We start from the raw sequence: 22,052 nt of genomic DNA on the forward strand, positions 1-22,052 counted from the left end.
AATTTCAAGGTCCTTTTCTCCAAGCAGCTTAATGGCTGTATCCATCTTGGTTTCCAACTCCTGAAGGCGTTTAGAATCTTCTATACGCTCACTCACAGAAGGAAGGGATTCCTCACCAAATCTTTCTTTGTAGAACTTAACCCAGTTCGTGATCGTGCTAGGAGACACTGAATATTTACGTGCAAGATAAGATAACTTCGTTCCACTAAGTGCCTCTTGAGCTACCTTGATTCGTTGCTCATCATATAGGATATTGCTTTTCATACGTCTCATTCCCCCTCACCAATATTGTACCTTATTGCATATTGATGACTCCAATCTAATTAGGGGGCTTCAGAGAATAAAAGCAAACTCCAGCTATAATGCTGATATTTGATGTACTAAATGCATCTGTTCTAGTTAAATCGGTAAATAACTCAGAATTTGCTGCACTTTCTGCATCTTTTGCTGCAGACTCGTCGGGTTTCTGAAATAGAGGGGATATGCGGGGAAATTACGGGGTTTCGGTTTCGGTTTCGGTTTCGGTTTTGGTTGCGTTACTGGGACTTGAATTCTTAGCTACTGGCGGGTGTTCTACTTTAGTCGGGCTACTTGGCCATGGATTCGGGGCTTGGGGCTTTAGGCTAATGGCTAACTGCATGAGGCGGCAACTGGACTTGGACTCAAGACCAATCTCCCGTCCCCCTAATCCAGACGAAAAAAAACCTCCAACAACTCCAGCCGGAGTTGTTAAAGGCCCTTTTTCCAAAACGTAATCTCTTACTTCGTTACTTTCACCGTAATCTTGTCACTCGAAGTGACACCACCCGCATTGATCAATTCGCTGCGGTATTCATACACGCCAATCGCTCTGCCGGCAATCGTCGACACTGCGCTTTGTGCATTTGGAGAAGCTGCGTTCAAGGTCTTGGTATCGATCAAGATGCCATTTTCGTATAGGCGATACTCGGTAGCGTTGGTGCCCCACCACATGTTCATCGTCACCTTGTAGTTGCCATCTCCATCCCAATTATCTTGAGATAATACCGGTTTACCTGGCAATGCGTCTGTAATCTTGACCACAAGTGGGCTACTAGCTGTTGTTCCAAAGGAATTAATAAGTTCACTCGTATACGTGTAAGTGCCGTTCGCTTTGCCTTTCACATCTACTTTAGCCACTTGCGCTGCTGGAGACGCGTCTTTCAATGTTTGCGTACTAATGAGTACGCCATTTTCGTACAGCTTGAACACGGAGCCGTTATTCCCCCACCACATGTTCATCGTGACGGTGTAGTTGCCATCTTTTAATCCAGTAGCATAGCCACTGTTATCTGACAAAACGGGCTTACCAGGTGCCCCAACCGATAACGGCTTCACAACCGTAATAGTCACAGCATAGGTTTGTACGGTTTTACCATTCAACGTGACGGTAGCTGTAATTTGTGCAGTACCTTCAGCCAAAGCGCTAACTTTACCTTGTGCATCTACGGTAACTACCGCTCCATTGCTTGTGTTGTAGGCAACTACAGCACTACTAAGATCAGCAGGCGCTCCGTTGCTTAATGTGCCTGAAAGGTGAGTAGCCGTTGTTTCGCCTGGCTTCAGAGACACCGAGTCAGCAGCAAGGGTAGCTTGACTGAATGTAACGCTTGGCTTCACAACCGTAATAGTCACAGCATTGGTTTGTACGGTTTTACCATTCAACGTGACGGTAGCTGTAATTTGTGCAGTACCTTCTGCCAAAGCGCTAACTTTACCTTGTGCATCTACAGTTGCTACCGCTCCATTGCTTGTGTTATAGGCAACTACAGCACTACTAAGATCTGCAGGCGCTCCGTTGCTTAATGTGCCTGAAAGGTGAGTAGCCGTTGTTTCGCCTGGCTTTAGAGACTGCGAGTCAGCAGTAAGCGTAGCTTGACTGAATGTAACGCTCGCACTCACGTTGAAAGTTTGTGTCGATTGCACCAAATTGCCTGCTGCATCCGTTACACTGTATTGCACCGTATGCGCTCCTAGTGCTAGGCTTCCTGCGGCAATCGTTTGACCACTGTTAATCACAGCACCATCCAAACTCAATGTCTGCGCAGCCACACCGGAGTGTGCATCGGTACTGTTCAAATCAAATCTCAGTGAATCCGCATCTGTCACATCCGCCACTGCGTGACCGGACTCCGTCAAAACAACAACGGGTGCTGTTTTATCTAATTTCACCTGCAAAGATTTCGCTGCTTCCACATTCCCTGCTGCATCTGTAGAGAAATATCCAATCGTACTCGTTCCTTCGTCTTGAATAACAATAGGTGCTACATAAGGAGCTGCAGTCCCACCATTGATACTGTATTCGGTCCCCACCGCACCGGTTGATTCATCCACCGCTGTCAAGGTAACCGTCACATCTTCTTTAAACCAGCCTTCGCTATTTGGAGCACCCGACAATGCCGCTGTCGTCACTGGTGCCAATGTATCAGCCACTTTGGTAAAGTCGCTCAATCCTCTTGGTTTCAACTGGAATACACCTTTGAAAATGGCAGCGACGCCTTTGATATTCACGGTTTGACCTGCCTGGTACGGATACGTACTTTGTGTTAATCCAGTCCGTGCATCGACCCGAACATGATTGCTTACCGCACCGCTAACCGCATCAAATTCAAAAGAGCCAGTCGGTGTAGCACTAATGATATTATTGATAGTTACATTGCTGAGCTCAACCAATTGCCCTTGATTATCGCTAGTTACAGCAGATACAGCAACAGGTGTAGGCACAGCAGAGACCCCTGTTTTGGCAATTTCCACTGGATCCGTCAACTCGAACTCTGTGTTAAATAACGCTGTCGATGCCGTCACCTTCACGGTATCTCCAAGATGGAATCCACTCAAGCTCTGAAACACATACATACCGCCGGTAGTATCCTGCAAGTAAAAAGATTGCCCGCCAAAAGATCCCGGTTCCGTAGTTACAACACCCTCAACTGTTACCAATGTTCCTGCAGCTTTCCCCCGTGCTTCAGCGACGGTGATCTTTGCCGGAATCGGATTCTGCTCTTCCGGTAACGGTTCAGCCGGAACGTTGCCAAGCGTAACGCCTTCGGTCTTCAAGTTCGTTCCATTTTGACGCAGCCTCAAGTTGGACGCAGCCGTCGTTCCTGGCTTAATTCGAACATTCAGATCTTTGGTAGCATGTCCGTTAATATCTGAGGTCACGCTAAACGTGGAGCTGTACCCGTATGCAGTAGGCCATGTGCCGTCTGCATTTTGAATCATGGCTATTTGAGCGCCACCGGTGACCAAATAGATACCCACACTGAACCCCGCTACAGTCGTAGACGCAGGCAGGTTATCCACAACTACCCGCACTGGGAAGTCCACTGCATTGGGCAGTGTTGCTTGATGCACGAAGCTGTAAGCTGCGCTAGCTGTTGCCGTAGGTCCGCCGTATGAGCCCGGTTTAAATGTGCTGCGGTCATACCATTTGTAGCCTGCGTTTGGCGCAGCCCATGGCTCTGGCTGTGGTTCCGTTGATGCAGCCGGATCTTCAAAGGGCAGAAGTGCCGTCGGTTGATCCAACTGCAAGCCGCTAACCTGAGATAAGCTTGTATAGCTTTCTTTCTTCGAGAGCCAGTTCACCATATTTACAAGCAGCACACCATCATTCTGCTCTTTAAAGCCATCATAGGTCGTCTTCTTGGCACCTGTATCCTCGCGGACATATTTGGGTGTCGCATCTTCAACTGGGGAGGAATCGCCGATAAATCCAGCCTTCCCTGCTCCCGATTTAGCAACAGCCACATAAGGACCTTCGGCTATACCGCCTCCGTTATATACGCCTTGATCAACCGCATTCGCCCAAGCATCGCTCGTTTGTGGCAGGTATACAATTCCCTTTGCTTTAGTCGGATCAAGAATGGCTAGTGTTGAACCTGCATGCATAGCCACTGTCGAGACACCGCTGGTAATCCCGAAAGCTTGCTCTGGCGCAACAATTTGGTTCGCCGTAATATCCCCTAAAGCATTATAGCGGAAACGCAAACCGAACTGTGTAGCCAACCAATCCGAACTAGCTACATCCTGCATCGCCGACGAAGCTGTCTCCTCTGCGTTCATGCCGCTAGCTGGGTTCGTCCACGCGCCTCTGCGGTAGCCATTGAATACTTCCGAACCGTCCCAACGGTTCTTGTTGCGGTCTGCATTGTAGTGATCTCCGATGAAGAAGATACTGCCGCCACCCTGCACATATTGCTCAAGAGCAGCTTGCTCGCTCGTCTTATAAGGAACGTTCGACTCCGCAACGACGAATACATCGTAACCACTCAAATCACTCAACGTAATGGGTGTCGTTTTGCGAAGTTCTTTCACGTAATAACCATTATTCGCTAAAGCGTTGGCGAAATCGGAGAAGGCGCCATCAATTACCCAATCGGCAGCTCCAGCGGTTTGTTCATGCGTATTGTCGAAAAGCACTTTCTTGCCTGCATTTTCATTCACAACTTTGGCTTCAATGAATGGAGCCGGATCACTTGGTCCTTCCGCCATAACAGCTTGCCAGCTGCTTGTGGCCAATACTTGAAACGGTAACGCGATTGTTAAGGCAAGTGTTGTTTTAAACAATTTTGCTTTCCATCCTGCTAGCCTACTCATTACAATTCCTCCTTAGCGTTGCTGAGTCATAAAATTTCTTCATAAGCAAAGTCTTTATGGACAGACAAGCCCAATAGTGCCACTAAATTTTACCATGGTTCAAAAGGAAAAAGTGATATTTTTTTGTAAAGATAAGGAATTTTGTGCAGGTGTACAATTGTTTAATTAACAAGCTATGCTATCTTCACTAGCACTTGAGCAGGATTGTTCATCAATATCACTTTGGTTAAATTGTAAACGCCTACATTTTGAAACATCCTTATTTTTCCTGAAATTGAAAAGACAGCTGAACAGCAGATTATACCTGCCCAACTGTCCTCATTTTTGTATAGTATCACCCTATCTTTAGTTACCGGAACGACGATCCGTTATTTCGGAAAATATGTACGATTAATAGACGCAGAGGAACGTCAGTACGCTATATTGATCATTATGAACGATCCGGAGGTAAAAAACACAATATAACGCATCCACGTTCCTCTTCCTCCTGATTTTGGGTGTTTTCGTCCAAATAACGGATCGACGTTCCAATTCCCCATGATTCTAGGTGTTTACCGTCCAAATAGCATCAACGTTCCCTCAAGAAACTCGGGTTACCATAGTTAAGACGACTGATTTGCTTTCGTTGCCCATATAGAACTGGCGAAGCATGAAAGTCCCGAGAACACTGAAGGAGCCAAGCAAAATTAAACCAAAGTGACTGTCGAACAAGCCCATCCAGCGGAACAATAGAAACTGCGGAACGAGAATCGCTTGACTGGGAATCATATAGATCGCTAGGACAAGAACAAAGAGCACATGACGGCCGCGAAACTTAATCTTCGAGAAAGCATAGGCTGCCATGGAGGAAAGCAGGACAGAAAGCGCGGTAGTCAAAACGGAAACCTTGATAGAATTCCAGTAATACAGGGAGAACTTCGTCGACCAGACTGTCTTATAATTTTCAATCAAATTCCAATGCTTCGGGATCCACTGAATGGGATATAGAAACACATCAGCTTCCGGCTTCATAGATGCGGATATCATCCATAAGAAGGGAGACATGAACAGTATGCCTATGATAAACATGAGGATTGTGAGCAGTGTTTTTTTTATATTTTTAAACTTGTCCATCGGTTACTCCTCCTTCTGTCTAGTAATTGACCCATCTACGTTGTCCAAACCACTGAACGAGTGTAATCAGGAGGACAAATACCAGCAGCACAATAGCCATCGCGGAGGCATAGCCGGATTGTAGATTTACGAAAGCTGTTTCATACAAACGATATACGACCAGACTGGTTGAATTCGCCGGACCGCCGCCTGTTAGAACGGAAATAACATCGAACGCTTTAAATGTCCCAATAATGCCTGTTACGAGTAAGAAGAATGTGGTCGGTGATAAGAGCGGCACGGTTATGCTGAAAAATTGCTTCAACTTCGATGCGCCGTCAATGTCCGCTGCCTCGTAGAGATCGTTCGGAATCGACTGCAAACCAGCCATAAATATAATCATGTTATATCCGATACTCACCCAAATCATAAGTCCCATCACACAATATAAAGCAAAATCCGGATCTGCTAGCCATTTTGGCGGATTCGCTAGCCCCAAGTCGATTAATATTTGATTAATCGGTCCGTAGGTTGGGTGGAACAATACCTGAAACACAATTGCTACAGCAACAACACTCGAGATGTATGGAATGAAGTAAACGACTTTAAAAAGATCTTTAAAATGAATTTTCTTATCAATGACGACCGCCAGAACGAGCGAAAAGATCAATGTTAGCGGCACAACAATCATAAGAATCAGGTTATTTTTGAGTGAGAGAAGAAAAACGCTGTCATGCAAAAGCTTAACAAAGTTATCTAAGCCGAGAAATTTCACTTTAGAAAACCCGGCAACAAAGTTCCAATTCGTAAAACTGAGGAAAAAGGACGCTACAATTGGAAATAAGGTAAAAATAAATAATCCAAGTATCATGGGACTGACGAATGCGTATCCGACCAGATCCTCGCGCACCTGCTGCATGGACCGCTTCCGCTTCACTTGTACGGATGGAATGGTGCCTGCTTGTGAATGTATTTTGGTAGCCATGAAATTCACCCCATGTCGTGTTTTCTCTAGTCTACCTTGGTGGTGAAGGATCGGTAAGTCAATTAATTGACCCCTTTGGGTAAAATTTTAACCTGTGGCATGTAATGTGCGGGATACAAGGATAAATGGTTGATGCGAAGCAAGTTAAGTTACACACATTAACCATTATCAAGTAAATAGATCGTCGGCTCCCTCATTCGGGGTCCAAGCCATATTTGATCAAATTAATTCTGCTCTGGCGAGCAATATATACAACATCTTCAGCTTGTGGGCAGTGAAACGTCCAAAATTGTTGTACGGTGTACAACATTCGCTCCTATAGACCGAGAAAAAACTGCCGGGCCGGCCTCCCAATCCCCCCTTCTCCCCTTGGCGCGAATCCTGAGAGCGCGTTCTAGCACCGCCGCCTGGCAGTGGTCAACCACAAAAGGCAAAAAATCCGATGAGCCCTAGAGGCCAACCGGATCGTGAGCTTACTTATTCGCTTCATGCACCTTGAGCAGCTTGCCTTTAATCGTCGTATTCTTCATAATTTTGAGCACCAGCGGGCCCTTACCATTCAAAATGTCCACATACGACACATTGTCCTGAATCGTAATGATACCTATATCGTCAGCCGTCACACCTTCAATTTTGGCGAGTGTTCCCACAAAGTCTACCGCTCGAATCTTTTTCTTTTTCCCGCCGTTAAAATAGAGCTTCATGATTCCCTTATTCAGTTGGTCACTTTTATCCCTCTTAATGACAGGTGTGGCCTGCATTTTCTGATCAAAAGCCGGTTGACCAAGAGCAACCTCTTCCGCCGAGGGAGCGTCTTTTCTCGGTATTTCGAACCCCAGATAGCCTTCAATATCAGCTAGAAACTTGTCCTCATTTGGCGTAACAAACGTAATCGCCTTGCCCGTCTTCCCCGCACGTCCGGTTCTTCCGATTCGATGGACATAGCTTTCTTTTTCAAGCGGAAGATCGTAGTTGATGACATGCGTGATATCCTCCACATCAATCCCTCGCGCTGCGACATCCGTGGCAACTAAGAAACGGAATTCCCCTCTTTTAAAAGCATTCATGACTAGGAATCGATCGTCCTGCACCATGCCCCCGTGGATCTTATCGCACGGATAATCTAGCTGCTCCAATTGTCTATATAAGTAGTCGACATGCTCTTGCGTCCGGCAGAAAATGATGCAGTTATCAGGATTCTCCACCACGAAGACATCCTTAAGCACATTAAACTTATCGTTTTCTCTAACTGTTATGATGGCATGCTCAATCTGAACCTTGGACGCCTCCGGCGTTTGAATTTCAATATCGATAGGGTTATGCATGTATTGATGGCATAATTGTTCCACATCATTTGGGAGAGTCGCTGAAAATAGCATCGTCATCCGATCCGTCGGCAGCTCATCAATAATCGCCCCCACCTGCTCAATGAAGCCCATCCGAAGCATCTCATCCGCTTCATCGATGACTAGATACTTAAGTCGCTCCAAGTCCAGCGTCCCTTTCTGAATATGATCCAGCACGCGGCCCGGCGTCCCAACAACCACATGGCACTTCTGGTGCAGTTCAATCTTCTGCTTGGCAAAAGGCTGCTTCCCATACAAAGCCACTGCTTTAATCCGCTTGAATCTCCCGATATTTGTGATATCCTGCTTCACTTGATCGGCCAACTCTCTCGTCGGTGTCAAAATCAGCGCCTGCGGTCTGTTCTCTTCCCACTCCACCAGTTCACAAATCGGTATACCGAACGCCGCCGTCTTCCCGCTTCCCGTTCGTGACTTAACGGTGAGATCCTTCTCCTGCAGCGCGATAGGAATCACTTCGTTCTGTACATCTGTCGGCTGCTCGTAACCTAAACTTTGAAGCGCCCGCACGATATCTTCACTCAAATTATAATCCGTAAAACTTCTTATACCCACGAATAAACTCCCCTTCTTCTTGCTCTTCTTTCTATATTACTACATCATGCGTCGGGAACAAAAAAAAGCCCCTTTAGGGGGCATGACGGGAATTAGACTAAGAGACTTCTTGAATAATTCTTGTTGCTATCCCTTGTCTTCGGTAATTCTGTGATACATACATAAGATCTACTTGTAATTGGTCACTCTTAGCGCCTCTAAAATTATGGGCAAGGACTCCAAACCCAACAAGTAATTCATTATCAAATGAACCAACAGCAGTTCCGCCATTAATCAATTCATAATGGTAACGTTCCTCTAATTGTCTAATTTGATCTTCATTCCACCTGCCACACTCATGATCCGTCACAACTTCGACTATGTCTGGTCCTTGTTGGACATAAATCAAATTAATTGTTTCCGATCTATCAATCTCCTTTATCTTAACAAACTCTTCTGCGACCATCTTTCGAAAAGTAACCATTACTTTCCCCTTCTTATAATTCGTCTTTATCCCCAAAACACTCCTGTATTGTCCTGATCAACTAATTGTAGTTGTTTTTCAAAATTACTATCGGGATCGATATGATCAACCCAGTGCCACTTATCCCTACTGTCTCTCCAATAGACCTTCCATACATTTGATTCTAATCTGAACTGCGCAATATCATATTGCGTCCATTCCGTACCGATATAGGGTTCTCTTTCCTCAATGAGTGTCACATTGTTCCCTCTAAATTTGTACACCATCCGAATCTGGTTGTTTAAATGTTTGGGTATCTTCTTCTCAATATATGCCTGTAAAATGTTTTCTAATCGTTTCTTTGTGAATTCGTCAAACATAGTTCCACCTCATATTATTAAGTATAATGCGTCAGCTGCACCCTATGTGAGAGAGCTTGATTACATTATAATAGTTAATTACCTATTAGTGATGAAAAACTTTTTAGCGGATGTCATTCTTCTTGCATACAATATTTCCGTTTTCTTGTAAAAGAATCAAAAATCCATTACTTTTTAGTTCTTCACTGAGTGCTTCTGTCTTTAAATGTCTTCTTTTAGGCTTCCACCATTCATTATTAATCATAATAGTTTCATTGTATGGTCCCGGAGATATAATCCGATCATAGACAATACTAGTATCGCCACAATAATAAGTATTTTCGCCATAGGAGCGTTGTTCATCATACATGGCCGATGAGATTATGTAGTATCCAGATTTCTTCAATCCCGACTTAATTATTGCGTATAGCTTTGATCTATCGCCATCCGTTACGAGACTTTGTAAACAATAGTTATCTAGTATAAGGTCATATTCCTTATTAAGTTCTGTCATTTCTAATAAATCTTTATTAGTGTAGTTAATGTTTAAATTGCGTTTTAATGCAATCGACTTTGCAAGTTCAATTGCAGTTGGCGATATATCAATGGCATCAACTGTAAATCCCTTATTAGCTAAAAAACAGGCACCCGCGCCAGTTCCGCATCCATATTCAAACACGGTAGAATCCGTGGAAGTAACATTGATAAATTCTAATGCTCTTTCTAAAAAGGGTCTCATCATAAAATTTTCGAAATTATATAGTGTTGGATCATGATATTGATCCCATGCTTCTAAGTTGTCTCTCTTTATTTCTTGGTAAGTTTTTTCATGTTCTTCAAAATAATATTTCTCCATTTGATAGATCTCCTTATATGTACAGATAATTTCCGATAAATTATTATTAATTCTATTAATTCCAATATATCCCTGCACTTGATTTACCACTCACTTAATTTACAAAAGCAAAAAGGAGCTGCCACGGCAGCCCCTTCATTATTCTATAAACTTATTACTACTCTAACCCCATTTTAAAAGCCTCAATAGCCTGACCCAACCCAGCAAAAGCTTCCGAATTCTCTGAAATCGGCTTACCCGATCGAATAGCCCCAACTACATGGTTCAGCAGTAGTTCCGGCATGTCCACATCCGCCGAATGCGCTGTAGCTGCAACGACTAATTGCAGATCAGGAACAACAAATATGCGTCTTCCGCCTGAACCAGATGCATAAAACATTTCATGTTGCTTTTTGCTTCCTCTGACTAGCCCCTGAGCCAATGGCTTGGACCACCAATAATAGCCATAACCACCTTGTGTACCATTACTATAATTGAGGAATATGCGCTTAGTCACCGACTCACGGATCCATGACTTCGGCATAATGGTCTTGTCTTCCCATTGGCCTTCCTTCAGATACAGATAGCCAATTTTGGCCATGTCTCTTAACGTTAAAGCCATAGCCCAAGCCCCAATCGTACAGCCCTCAGGATCATGATTCCAGTGTACATCTGTTATCCCAAGCGGTTCGAATAAGCGGGATTTGGCATAGTCAAACATGGACTCACCTGTTACCTTTTGCAATACAGCAGACAGAAGATGTGCATCACCATTGCTGTAATTAAACATTGCACCAGGCTGGTTCTTAGCCGGACATTTCAGAACATATTGCACCCAGTCCGATGAGTACATCATTTCGGTTGAGGATTGTTCATTTTCATTGTTCCACGCTAGCCCCGAGGTCATAGAAAGCAAATGCTTTAACATGATCTTTGATTTCAATGGATCACTTTCTAGTTCAGGAAAAAAAGCAGCAAGCCTCTGATCCAGACTGATCAGCTTACGCTCAGACAAGGCAATACCGATCAAAGCGGACGTCACGCTTTTGGTCACGGACTTCACATCCTGCGGCAAATCTGCTTGGGTACTCTCATTATACGCTTCCGCAACCAAATGCCCGTTACGAATCACCGCCACACTATGTACCTGCTGGTCGCGAAAAACCTCGAGCATCTTGGCCAGTGCAGCCGAGTTCATCCCCTGCGCCTCAGGCGTAGACGTTTTCCAACCTTGAGTAGGCCAATCATTAGCCTTATTTGAAGAAATACTATCCGAATTGATAGTCATTTGTGGAATCGAATTGTTCAAAAAATGAACTTGTTTATTTTGGGTTCCAGACGCTGACAAAGAAAGGGCCGCTGTTTTATTTCCACTTCCGACAAGTGGTTTATTTTTATTATTATTTTTCATTTCTATCTTTCCTTCCAGTATGGTTTTTAGCCCCCTGTGCTATGTATTTTACATGATAAGTGTGAAGTAAATATGGCTTAAACCTTAATAGAACCTTAATATTAGCTGAACGTTTGCTGAATTTCATGTGATTCGAGCCCCATATGTTACAATATTCGTACAAATCCCCTTAAAAGGAAACTTTATTCGGAGGTTAGTCATGCGAAAACTCATATTTTTCATAGGTCCTGCCGGTGCAGGGAAAACGACACTTGCCAAAGCATGGGCACGTAAGCATGGCGGAGCTTTTCTGGACATGGATACGCTGCTCCGACCCGCGGCTGAAGCGATCATGACCCTTGCTGGACAAGACCCGAATGACCGGGACTCTCCCACATACAAGACATACTGTCGCGATTTGGGATACCGCATAACAATGGACGCAGCACTTGAGAATCTCGAACTAGGCTTAGATGCCATTGTAGTCGGACCTTTTACCAAAGAACTTGCTGATCCGTTTTGGCTGGAAAAGGAGCTTTCAAACGTTGGTGCTACGATTAACGATGTGTGCGTTAAGGCTGTTTTTGTCTATTTACCAAGCGAGGAAGCCTACCAAGAACGTATACGGACAAGAGGCTCCGCTTTGGATGTGTGGAAGCTGGACAACTGGAAGCATTTCAGCCAGTCGCTCGTTCGCAGGGAAATCAAATGGCTAATTGATCCCTCTTCCATTCTCTATTTCGATAATTCAGGACCGCTTTCATCTGTAAAGTTAGATGATCTTGAGAATTTCATGTTAAAAAGCTAAAAGATCCAAACTACAATATTGACAATATCAATTTGTAAAGTCGTTTTTTTAATTGACCTCACTTTACAAAATACTTCTATAAATATAAAATACAAATAGGATCTACATACTTCTCAAGGGGCCATACGTAAAATGAACTCGAAAACCTCCATGCAAGACATCGCGGATAAGTTGGGCATTTCCAAGAATGCCGTCTCCTTGGCCCTTAATAATAAAGCTGGCGTCAGTGAAGAATTGCGCTTTCGTATTTTTGAAGCAGCTAATCAGTTGAACTACCGGACAGATTCGAAAACGAAAAAGAAACGCGGGAACCTGCTCGTCTTAATCCCTGAAAACATTCGTAATGATAAAATTTTCTACTACGAAGTGTTCTGGTCCATTGAAAAAAGAGCCAAAGAACATGGCTACAACGCCATTATCTGCGGTGTTACACAAGAGATGGAGGATCAACTCATCCTGCCGGAGCTTTATCATGAAATAGATTTTCAAGGCATGCTCCTAGTTGGTGTCCTTCACCTTAACTATGTTCGAAAACTTTTTGACTTGGGAATTCCCCTCGTCTCTGTGGATCATTATTACGATAGCTTACAGCTTGACGCCGTTGTGACAGCGAATGCCGAAGAGGCTTACAAAATCGTCTCCCATCTTATCGACAAAGGTCACAAGCAGATTGGATTTATCGGTGCGATTAGTAAGTCGAAGAGCTTCAAAGAACGCTGGTCCGGATACCAAAATGCCATGTCCGATGCAGAGCTGGCAATCGATATGAATCACAATATCATCAATATCATCAATCCCTCACCACTGGAGGAGCTAAATTTCACCCCCGCCCAGATAGCAGATCATCTCGATGCGATGACTTCCATGCCGACAGCTTGGTTTTGTGCAGATGATCGCATTGCGATTTCCTTCATTCAAATCCTTATATCCAAAGGCTACAAGGTACCGGCGGATATTTCTGTTGTTGGGTTTGGCGACATTGAAGCGGCTCAACTGATTGCGCCTCGTCTAACGACGATCCAAGTGCAGCTGGAAAAGCTCGGCTATGAAGCCGTGGATTTTCTCATTCGCAAAATTGACTTCGGCGGAAGCCCTGCGAAGGTTTCCATCTATGGAGAACTCATTGAGCGTGATTCTTGTAAAATGTTGGGATAAAGATAATATATTCAACTCCACTATCTACCGGATATTGTTATAATTTCGTTAGACGAAGAACGTTCTTGAGCCCTGTGGCGCAAGGGCGTTTTTTTATTCTTTTATAAGGAGGCAATTGCCAAATGCCATTTGAACAGGCACATCAATTGTTTATAGAAAACCATCATGCTCGCAGAAGCGGTGAAAGAAAGGGGCGTTTAATGAGGGGACACAATTATGCGGAAAAGCTGCTGCTCCAACTGGTGTGGTGGCCGCTATTTGGAAACTTCGACAACCTGCTGGTCATCGGACCTCATCTCCTCCGCAATTTAGCAACCACCTCTATCTCTCCAGAAGAAAAGGAAGTCCTCAGGTTAGCAGTAAACTTAGGAAAGCCAATTCGCCCTAAGGATATCATCCTGCATAGTGATGTAAATTTTCGGACAGCACGCAAATGGCTATATGGTTTAGTCGAAAAAGGCATCCTGCGATCCATAACGTGCGACAAATATGCCTGTTACTATGAGTTGAAGGAAGGTGCTTGGCAGCATTTGATTTAATGGTATGGGTTGATGCCTTATCGTTTAATACTAGTTGGGGACAATCAGTATCGAGCAACCACGTTCCAGACATGCATCAAATCGGGGCAACTTTACTTGGCATCTTGCCGATGAGCAGGCTCCACCAATCTGGTACCCTCCGATTGAGGATCCACAAGTTTATATCAGTCCAATCTGTAGCCCTGCTACGATTCACAAAGTACAACAATGCTGTGCAAGTTGAGCAAAACATGTGTACGAACACTGTTTTAACATTGTTTAATTAACTTACAAGTTATACAATGAATAAAAACATTAGAATGAGGTTCCACTATGCAAATTGAGGTTTCTACCAAAAATATGTACTTCTTAGAATGTTTCTCTTCGGAAACCCGCGTGAAAATCATTGAGCTGCTGGGTGAAGAACCTTTGAACATTAAACAATTATCACAGCGGCTGGAGATTTCATCTGCCATCGTGACTAAGCATATCCAGAAGCTAGAACAGGCCGGAATTGTTACGTCTGAAAGTATGACCGGTGTTCGTGGGACACAGAAAGTATGTTATTTGCAGCTCGAGCAAGCGATGCTTCAGTTCAAAGCAAAGAAGCCGTATGAACATCCGACGAATACGATATCAATTCCGGTTGGCCAATACTCATCCTTTGAGGTGAAACCTACGTGCGGTCTGGCTTCGCCTACGCAAATCATCGGCGTCATTGATGACCCCAGATATTTCTCTGATCCCCAACATGTGCATGCAGGCATCCTTTGGTTCGGGAGTGGCTATGTTGAATATAGAATCCCTAACTTTTTTCACAGCAATCAGAAGCTTCGTTCGATGGAAATTTCTTTTGAAATCTGTTCTGAGGCCCCGGGATTTAACGAGAATTGGCCGTCCGATATTTCATTCTTTATCAACGAGATTCCACTAGGTCAGTGGACAAGCCCTGGCGATTTTGGAAAACAAAGAGGCGTGCTATCCCCGGATTGGTGGGGAAATGGTTTCACTCAGCACGGTCTTTTGAAAATCATCACCGTCAATCCGCAAGGCTCTTTCTTGGACGGAACGAAGATTTCTGACGTCACCATCCAAGACTTAAATATTTCTTTCGCAAAAGACATCCATTTTCGAATTGCATCCTTAGAAGACTCCACAAACTGCGGCGGCATTACTTTGTTCGGCAAGCAATTTGGAAACTATGAGCAAGATATCGTAGTTACAATGCATGAGGACAAGTAGGATCAAATAGCTAATGAGCCCCCGTAGGTTGCAGCGCGGGGCGAAAGGTAGGGTCGCTGGCCGAGGTGCTACGGGGCTTCGGCCGGGTACTGGCAGAGGTGCTGCCAGTGGAGCTCGCAGGGGTGCCGACCGCGGTACTTGCCGTAGTGCCAGCCTTAGCACAACCGGCGAGTCGCAAGTAGTAGCGACAATTAAATGTCGGCCAATTTCCACTGGGCTCCCCACTTAAATTGACAAAAATAAAATGTCAAGTAAATCCCCCATCCACAAATATATTTCAAAATAAATATACACCTCCCCATATTGACACTAAACTTGACAGCAAAAAAGCACTTGTACAATTTGAGCCAAAGTACGGTGCTTTTCGAAGGGGAAAAAGAGGGAGAAACGTGCTTCCAAAACAAAACTAACTTTACATCGATGGTTGATGATGATCCAACTTATCACACATTCGCATAGGCTAGCTGCAAGCCATCTAGTGCAGGGATGAAATGATGGCGAGTATCCAATATCGCATTCAGCGTGTGAAGAGCATCTCGGTTCTGCCGACTAAGCTTAGCATTCTTCTTAAGTTTCACCAGCAAAGACTGGTTGGCGATAACCTCAAGCAATTGTCTTTTCAGCTCACCCGCATTCTTCACTTCAATCGCTGCTCCAAGGCCAACAAGAAATGCCGCATTATCCTGCTCTTGTCCAGGTATCGGCTTGTACAGCATCATCGGTAGCTCGAGCGCGAGCGCCTCGGATACGGTGAGTCCTCCCGGCTTCGTCACGATCAGATCGGATAAAGCCATCAGCTCGTGGACATGATCCACGAAGCCTGTTACCATCACGCGATGACGCGTTTTCTCGCCGCCAAGCTCTTCCTCTAGCTGCTGCTTCAGCTTCTCGTTGCGTCCGCATACGAACACAAACTGCACCGGCACCGCCAAATCGTCTGATTGCAGCACAGACTTGAACTGCTTGCCAATCAAACCATGCCCGCCGCCCATCACCAACACGGTAGGCATATCACGCTGTAAACCATGCTTATCACGGAGCTCATTGCGATCATACGTTTGTGTGAAAGGCATCCGAATCGGAATACCCGTCACCACAATACGCTGCTCCGGAATCCGGTAACGCAGAAGCGATTGCTTCACATGCTCGGCACCAACGAGATAACGATCCGTACCGGGATGAACCCAGTAACTATGATCCGTATAATCGGTCATCACTGTCACAGTAGGCACCGTGGTCAAACCGTTACATTTTAAATACGACATCGCCGCTGCAGCCCCTGGAAAGGTGCACACCACTTCCGTCGGTTCCTCTTCTTGCAGCAGTTCCAGCATCCTATCCGTGCTGAACGATTTCATCTTTTTAAACATATGAGACAATGTATTATCCTCTCGCGTCTTGCGGTACAAATACCCGTAAACCGAAGGCAGACTTTTCACCCACTGCATATAGCAGTATTTGCCCACTGAATGCAGGTAAGGATGCGTCCACTCCAGGAAATCAACCACTTTCACGTCCACATCCGGTTTATAAAACCGTGCAGCTTCCAGAATCGCCTGCGCTGCTTTATTATGCCCGTCCCCTAGGCTGCCTGTCAGGATTAATAGTTTGTCCCTATGTTTCATCTTCTAAGTCCCCCTTCGAACTTTCGCTGCTGCGTATTCACAGCCACCGATTCTTTCAATAAACCACTTCTAAAACGTTCCACGACGTACACGACTCCTTCAGAAACCAGGACTGCCCCCAAAATGTCCAGAAGAACATGCTGCTTCACGAGCAGCGTCGATACAATAATGAGCAATGACATGCTCATAACCATTATTTTATAGGGCCAAGATATAGCTGTTGATCTTAAATAGGCTTTCATCATTAAATACGAAGTTAACACATGTGTACTTGGAAAACAGTTAAACGGTTGATCTGAGCGATACACCCACTGCACCATCCGCAGCAGCCAATCGTTTCCGGTTAGCTCCGGCCGAGGAACAGTCGTCTGATATATAGCATATACCCCATAACAAAGAAGCAGACCCATTATGAACTGAAAAAGTGTTTTATAGTACATGCTGCGATCCTTATAAGCCAAATATAAGAACCCAACCAACAGAAACCCGTACCAAGAAAGATAAGGAATAACGAAGCTCTTCATAAACGGAATTTGCCGATCCAAGTCAGTAACTAAGCTGTAAGCCACCCCGTCCGCCTGATTCAGATGAATATAGATGAGACCCACCAGGGGGATCAATAGCAAGCCGCTGCAAGCCATTATATATGACCACCACGAAGTTTTTTTCACATCAATTCCTCGCTCTCCTTTACGTTATCTTCATTATAAAAGAGATCCAATAACTTCTTAACGCACTAAGGTACTGTCTTTCGTTAGCCAAAGGTCGCGAAAAAACCTAGACCAAAGTCTAAGTTCTATTTTGCAAAAAGGCATCATGCACAGAAAAGACCTGTGACTATGCACAAGTCTGAAAGGCTAGTGGGATAAGGGAATGCTTATTTATTTCTGTTAGATCGCTTCTTATAACGTAGAATTCTAACTAAGATAGCCCCGATCAAGCCAACAAAGATGGCGATTACAATCCAATGCTTGGACGCATTGTCTCCTATGAAAGATCCGCTTGTAGCTTTAGCCTCTTTCACGGGGATCTCTTTATCTTTCAAGTAGTCGAGCTCTTTGGAAGCGTCGGCAAGCTTTTTGGACGGTGAGCACAGCGGGTTTACCCAATCATTCCCATTCTTTTTTAGAAAAAAGAGATAGTGCACCCCCTTCTCACTCGGCCCGTTAAGTGATCCCCATGTGATGTCCTCGTCCACTTTAATTGTATGTTCCTCAATACCTTTAAAGCTTTTTACGACAGTTACTTGAATTTGATTACTATTCTTTTTGCGAACGCCCCCCTCAACAAGACCTATCAATACACCGTCATATCGGTCATAAGCCTGATCCATCGATGGTATTTGCGCACAGGAAAGCGCATAGGTATTTGCAGGAAAAAGAAAAACAAGAAGAACAATCCATATGATTAGCTTATTCATACTAACACCGCCTTTATAACTAAAGACGCGCCAAATTGGTAATTGTTGCAAAATTCTACAGAACTTTCTTCAAGAAATCAACTTTGTCTGCTTTGCCTTCTCCGCAACTTTCTTCGTATAGCCGCTGAGCGGCTTTTTCAGCGCTAGAGCAATGACATAGCAAATCGCAATGAACACACAGAGGAAGAACACATCCTTAAGCACCACGGAGAGCAGCATGCCACCAACCGCCTCGCGCATGACACCTACTGCATAAGTGAATGGCACGAGCGGGTTAAGCTTTTGGAAAAAAGGCGATGCTGTACTAACCGGAAAAGTGCCTCCGGAGCTGGAAAACTGAAGTACAAGGAAAATGATCGCTATCCCTTTACCTATGTTCCCGAATACGGAGACTAGTGTGTACGTGATGGTTATGAACACTTTGCTGATGAGAATGGCAAAGATGATGAACCAAAACTTATCCACAACATACGTGCCCAAAAGGTACATATCGCCGAGCGTGACGATGATGACTTGGAGACATCCAACCGTCAGGAAGATGAGCATACGTCCAAAGTAGATATGGTGCGGTTTGAGCAGGCCGTCCGGGTTATCCACATCCACTCTCATCATCGAAACAAGCAGCATGGCTCCTACCCACAAGGCAAGCGTTGTATAAAAGGGCGACATCGCCGACCCATAGTTCGGAATAGGAAAACGCCTATCCTCTTTAATCAGCACAGGATTCGCGAGGAAATCGCTTTGCTTTTGAATATCATTCTGCAGCAGTCGCAGAATCTCTTCGATACTGCCCCCGCCTTCGACTTTACGGATTTGATCCGCAGCCTTGCGGACAGCCGCCTCAAAGGCCGGCAGATCATTGCGCACAAGATTGGCCGCTAGATGGACAGCACTCTCTACCTCCGGAAATTTCGTCTGATACAGATCAGATAATTTACGAATTTCGTCCTCTGCCGCCGGCAAATCGTTGCGTACAAAGTTTGCTGCCTCATGCAGCTTTTGCTCGACTTTGGGGAGATCATTACGAACGAACGGCGCGGCTTCATTGATTGCGTTGGTGAACTCGTTCATTTTGGTCTGAAGGGTTGTTGACGCTTCATGTACCTTCGCGCGAATATTCGGCAGATCCTTTTGCAGCATATCGAGCTGAGCTTGCGCGAAATGTATGCCGCTTTGCGCGTCCACTAAAATCTCTTTGATGTTCGGCAGTTGGGACTGCAGTGTCTGCAGCACAGAAGCTGAGTCTTGGGCGATAGATTTCAATTGCCCTAGTGCCTTGGTGATGTTCGGAACAATTTCCGAATCGTAGCGCGACAAGATATTGCCTAATGCGCTGCTCGCCTCTTTGGACAACGTGTTCAAACTATCCACAAGGTCTTTCGCCGGTTTCTCTCCGCGCTGAATAGCCGATTGGATCTTGCTTAACGTTTGAAGTTGGTTATTGAAATTGGATTTAACACTGTTCAGACGGTTTATAGAATCCGTAAGCGGACTATTCGGCAAGTAGGTGTTCAAGCGTGTAAGCAAATCGACTGTTCGGTCGATGACAGCCACGCCAGTAGTAAGGCGATCCGTGAGCAGACCTATTGCAGCCAAAGCTTTCTGCGGGTCAAGATTAGCATCCTGAAGCACACCAGTAAGCTGAGTTACAGCATCCGCTGTCTGCTGAAGCAAGATCAAATTCTGCTTCACGACAGGGGCTAGCGCTTGGAACGCTGCATCATTATTTTGTAGAAAGCTGCCCAATTGGGTTGCAAATGCACCACCCTGCGCAGCAATAGCCTCTATTTTAGGCAGGGTGTTTAAGGCCGCGGTAACAATTTCGTCCGCCTTGCGTGATTTATCAATCGCTGTGTTGAGTGCCTCTTCGACCTTGCCGAAGTTCTGATCCAGTTCTGCAATACGATCAGCGGCCTTCTGGATTTCCGGCAGCTTTTGTTGAATGACCAGCACTTCTTGCGCAGCAGCTTCAATCTTCGGCCAACGCTCCTCAATCTTTAGAACCGTATCTCCAGCCCGATCCATTTCAGGAATCCGTTTCTCGAGCTCGACGATTTTCTGTCCCTTTTCCTTGATTTCGGGCAGCTTCTGCTCGATCTCAAGCGCTTTGTCGCCCATAGCCGTAATTTCCGGCAAGCGCTTTTCCAAATCAAAGATCCTTGACTCCATATTTCGAATTGTTGGCAGCTCTTTCTCCAAATCGATACCCAACGCTTTCATTCGCGTCAATATAGACGTACTCACCGTTTTAATAAAATTTTCGCTGATTTGCGCAGTCACACTGGAAGCGCCTTTACTCGTAATTTTGGGAGCAACCGCATTGATTTTCTCATTTACTGTGTATAAAATCTCTGGCTTTTCCATTGAGCCATCCACAATGCTTGTAATTTTTCGTGAAAAATCGTCCGGAATGATCAAACTTGCGTAATAATCCCCTCGCTCAACACCATTCAGAGCCTCCTGCTCGTTCACAAATGTCCAACCCAAGGAATGATTATTTTTCAAATTATCCATAACTTCATTACCGATATTAATGGCTTTATCTTGGACAACGGCCCCCTGGTCTTTGCTTGTTACAGCAATTTTGATACCAGACGTATTCGCATAAGGATCCCACATCGCCTCTAGGTTAATCCAAGCATATACAGACGGCAAAATAGCTAGTGCAATCATAAGAAAAAGACCTGTGGGCACCTTCCACAAGTTCCGAAGATCCGTTAAATAAATGCTCAAAATTTTCTTCATAATACCTCCACAACTTTCAACGATATGGTTAATGTTACCTTACACCTAAGATACCATACACTTATTTGCCATATAAGAAAAGACATACAAAAGAATATCGAGAAACCCCACAATGGAATCCGTCTGAAGTAGTTCTCCAATCTTAGAAGCCGTAATGGCTGTGGGTAAGTTACCCTGTGGATATGTGTATAGCGTGTCCGTTTTATTATACACAGCCTGCTCTGTGGACATGTTGATATTGTGGGTAACTTTGTGGATAAGATTAATAAGATCAGTTGGAGTCATAAAAAGAGGGACAAAGATCAGAGGTCAGAAAGCAGGTTGAAAGGCGAGGGTGGGAATAAGCAGAATTTCCGCAAAAAGAGCTCTTTTAAATCGATGAAAAGAGGGAGGCTATGTGAAGAATTATCACCAATGTGAGTTATTCGTACATGAACCCACTGTGCGGTGTGCAGGGCAACACGCAGATATTTACTTTTTCACAGAGGCATGCTATTCTTATTTCGATGAATATAGAAACAACAGAAAGGAGCAATCTTCAATGGTTGATGTCAGTTTGGCAGCCAAGCAAGCGGTGAAAGTTCATAAAGCGTTAGGCGAACCTACTCGCTACAAAATTTTTGAGATGCTGATCAAAGAAAGTAATTTATGCCCCGCAGAACTGGAAAACCGTTTGGAATCAGTGGCGTTATCCACACTGTCTCATCATTTGAAACAATTAACAGACTGCGGACTGCTTGACTCCCAAAAAAAAGGAACGTTCATATACTTCAGCGTGAATTGGGAAAATGCCAAAAAATTCGTGCCCTATTTGCTCGATTAATTTTTTTATTTTTTATTTCGACATATTTAGAAATATAAAAATACATTCTCGCATCTGCGACAAAGTATTATTTTTTACCC

Annotated in this window: 17 protein-coding genes and 1 pseudogene; 5 read left to right on the forward strand and 13 right to left on the reverse strand. The window is 44.6% G+C overall.

Annotated elements, in window-relative coordinates:
• The 9 genes and pseudogenes from G519_RS0128645 to G519_RS45040 all read right to left on the reverse strand — a co-directional run.
• A partial coding sequence (locus tag G519_RS0128645) for a helix-turn-helix domain-containing protein (protein ID WP_029197601.1) occupies window positions 1-264 on the reverse strand: 264 nt, incomplete at its 3' end.
• 495 nt (window positions 265-759) lie between these two features.
• Entirely contained in the window at window positions 760-4,614 is a 3,855-nt protein-coding gene (locus G519_RS53730) for an OmpL47-type beta-barrel domain-containing protein (protein ID WP_029197602.1), read from the reverse strand.
• Between the two features lie 627 nt (window positions 4,615-5,241).
• A pseudogene (locus tag G519_RS45025) lies at window positions 5,242-5,727 on the reverse strand (carbohydrate ABC transporter permease); the annotation flags it as partial.
• A gap of 19 nt (window positions 5,728-5,746) precedes the next feature.
• Window positions 5,747-6,691 (reverse strand): carbohydrate ABC transporter permease, encoded by a 945-nt coding sequence (locus tag G519_RS0128660; protein WP_127528108.1) that lies wholly within the window; start codon window positions 6,689-6,691, stop codon window positions 5,747-5,749.
• 473 nt (window positions 6,692-7,164) lie between these two features.
• Window positions 7,165-8,610 (reverse strand): DEAD/DEAH box helicase, encoded by a 1,446-nt coding sequence (locus G519_RS0128665; RefSeq protein ID WP_029197604.1) that lies wholly within the window; start codon window positions 8,608-8,610, stop codon window positions 7,165-7,167.
• A 97-nt stretch (window positions 8,611-8,707) separates the two neighbouring features.
• Window positions 8,708-9,073 (reverse strand): GNAT family N-acetyltransferase, encoded by a 366-nt coding sequence (locus G519_RS45030; RefSeq protein WP_084160391.1) that lies wholly within the window; start codon window positions 9,071-9,073, stop codon window positions 8,708-8,710.
• 26 nt (window positions 9,074-9,099) lie between these two features.
• Window positions 9,100-9,432, reverse strand: a complete 333-nt coding sequence (locus G519_RS47945) for a DUF3024 domain-containing protein (protein ID WP_051253777.1) — start codon at window positions 9,430-9,432, stop codon at window positions 9,100-9,102.
• A gap of 103 nt (window positions 9,433-9,535) precedes the next feature.
• On the reverse strand, window positions 9,536-10,267 hold the full coding sequence (locus G519_RS47950; RefSeq protein ID WP_029197606.1) for a class I SAM-dependent methyltransferase: 732 nt from the start codon (window positions 10,265-10,267) through the stop codon (window positions 9,536-9,538).
• 157 nt (window positions 10,268-10,424) lie between these two features.
• Complete coding sequence (locus tag G519_RS45040; RefSeq protein WP_051253778.1) at window positions 10,425-11,657, reverse strand: serine hydrolase domain-containing protein; 1,233 nt, start codon at window positions 11,655-11,657, stop codon at window positions 10,425-10,427.
• 199 nt (window positions 11,658-11,856) lie between these two features.
• Here G519_RS45040 and G519_RS0128690 point away from each other — a divergent pair, with 199 nt between their 5' ends.
• The 4 genes from G519_RS0128690 (at window position 11,857) to G519_RS0128705 (ending at window position 15,359) form a co-directional block, all read left to right on the forward strand.
• Window positions 11,857-12,444 carry an AAA family ATPase gene (locus G519_RS0128690; protein ID WP_029197607.1) on the forward strand — a complete coding sequence of 196 codons (588 nt, stop codon included), beginning with the start codon at window positions 11,857-11,859 and terminating at the stop codon, window positions 12,442-12,444.
• A 132-nt stretch (window positions 12,445-12,576) separates the two neighbouring features.
• Window positions 12,577-13,599 (forward strand): LacI family DNA-binding transcriptional regulator, encoded by a 1,023-nt coding sequence (locus G519_RS0128695; RefSeq protein ID WP_029197608.1) that lies wholly within the window; start codon window positions 12,577-12,579, stop codon window positions 13,597-13,599.
• A gap of 122 nt (window positions 13,600-13,721) precedes the next feature.
• Window positions 13,722-14,138, forward strand: a complete 417-nt coding sequence (locus G519_RS0128700; RefSeq protein WP_029197609.1) for a Fic family protein — start codon at window positions 13,722-13,724, stop codon at window positions 14,136-14,138.
• 312 nt (window positions 14,139-14,450) lie between these two features.
• Window positions 14,451-15,359 (forward strand): ArsR/SmtB family transcription factor, encoded by a 909-nt coding sequence (locus G519_RS0128705; protein WP_029197610.1) that lies wholly within the window; start codon window positions 14,451-14,453, stop codon window positions 15,357-15,359.
• Between the two features lie 443 nt (window positions 15,360-15,802).
• Here G519_RS0128705 and G519_RS0128710 read toward each other — a convergent pair whose 3' ends face one another.
• The 4 genes from G519_RS0128710 to G519_RS0128725 form a co-directional block, all read right to left on the reverse strand.
• Entirely contained in the window at window positions 15,803-16,984 is a 1,182-nt protein-coding gene (locus G519_RS0128710) for an MGDG synthase family glycosyltransferase (RefSeq protein WP_029197611.1), read from the reverse strand.
• Window positions 16,981-17,655: a phosphatase PAP2 family protein gene (locus tag G519_RS0128715; protein WP_127528110.1), complete on the reverse strand. Its 675-nt coding sequence runs from the start codon at window positions 17,653-17,655 to the stop codon at window positions 16,981-16,983. The genes G519_RS0128710 and G519_RS0128715 overlap by 4 nt, the downstream gene beginning before the upstream one ends.
• Before the next feature lie 206 nt (window positions 17,656-17,861).
• Window positions 17,862-18,404, reverse strand: coding sequence for a hypothetical protein (locus G519_RS0128720; RefSeq protein ID WP_029197613.1), 543 nt, complete (start codon window positions 18,402-18,404; stop codon window positions 17,862-17,864).
• Window positions 18,405-18,473: 69 nt separating this feature from the next.
• Window positions 18,474-21,149: a YhgE/Pip domain-containing protein gene (locus tag G519_RS0128725; RefSeq protein WP_029197614.1), complete on the reverse strand. Its 2,676-nt coding sequence runs from the start codon at window positions 21,147-21,149 to the stop codon at window positions 18,474-18,476.
• Between the two features lie 541 nt (window positions 21,150-21,690).
• Here G519_RS0128725 and G519_RS0128730 point away from each other — a divergent pair.
• Window positions 21,691-21,972: an ArsR/SmtB family transcription factor gene (locus G519_RS0128730; RefSeq protein WP_029197615.1), complete on the forward strand. Its 282-nt coding sequence runs from the start codon at window positions 21,691-21,693 to the stop codon at window positions 21,970-21,972.
• The last annotated feature ends 80 nt before the right edge of the window (window positions 21,973-22,052 follow it).

The organism is Paenibacillus alginolyticus DSM 5050 = NBRC 15375 (assembly GCF_000422905.1).
Classification (GTDB): Bacteria; Bacillota; Bacilli; order Paenibacillales; family NBRC-103111; genus Paenibacillus_E; species Paenibacillus_E alginolyticus.